Genomic DNA, 1,062 nt, shown 5'->3' with positions numbered 1-1,062 from the left:
TGGTTTATAATATTATCATCAACAATCCAGATTTTTGTTTTTTTAATTTGATATATATTTTAAATGTTGTTCCTATGTTGAGATCACTTGCAACAGTTATGGTGCCCCCCATAGCAGCTACCTGGTTTTTTGTAATAAATAGTCCTATACCTCTGGCTTCTGGATTATTACTAAATGTTTTGTACATACCAAAAATTTTATCTCCATTCCTTGCTAAGTCAATTCCAATACCATTATCGCTGACTTCAATGACATTTTCGCCCTTTTCGTTATACAATTTTATTGTTATAATTGGTTTTCGTTGCGGATGTCTGTATCGAATTGCATTTGAAATTAAATTATAAAGAATGCTTTCAAGATACGCTGGATTATAGTTTATTACTGCATCATCTGTGACATTTGTAACAAAAGAAACTTCATTTAATTGAATTTGTTCACAAAGGATGTCTTTTGCTTTTGTAAAATAAATGTTCAAGTTCAAAGGACTTATCATTAAACCTATATTTGTATTTATATTCACTACCTCGTTTAGATGACTCATTGTTTCGTCTAGCGAAAGGGAAACTGATTTTAATAAATGCATCATTTCATTTCGTTCCTCCTCTGTATCTGCCGATTCGATTAACGAGATAATAGACTCGATATTGCTGGTGTGAGATCTTAAATTATGCGAAACGATATAAGAGAAATTCAATAGTCTTTTATTCTGTTCGGAAACTAAGTATAGAGAGTTGTTCAAAGTTTTCTCTGCTTCTTTCATTATGGTAATATCAATCATTATACCTCTTGAAATTACAGGTTTATCTATTTCAATAACAAAATTCACAATATCTCTAATCCATATGATTTTACCATCTTTGGCAATCATTCGGTACTCATAATCGTGATTTTTATGTGTTTTATTTACTAAGTTGGAGGTTCTTAATGCGTACTCGCGATCTTCAGGATAGATATGGTCTTCCCAAAAATTAGGAATTCCCATATAAGCAGCTACTGTGTATCCTAAAATAGTTTCCACTTTTTTGCTTACAAAAGTAAAAGTCATAGTTTCAAAATCAAATT

1 protein-coding gene is annotated in these 1,062 nt (G+C 30.8%); it reads right to left on the bottom strand.

Going from position 1 to position 1,062, the window contains the following annotated elements; translation table 11 throughout:
- Window positions 1-4: 4 nt before the first annotated feature.
- Window positions 5-1,062 (bottom strand): sensor histidine kinase (locus EKL98_RS17200; RefSeq protein WP_233589506.1); only part of this gene is annotated, 1,058 nt, incomplete at its 5' end.

The organism is Flavobacterium bomense, assembly GCF_003970355.1.
This window is presented reverse-complemented; position numbering and strand designations above follow the sequence as displayed.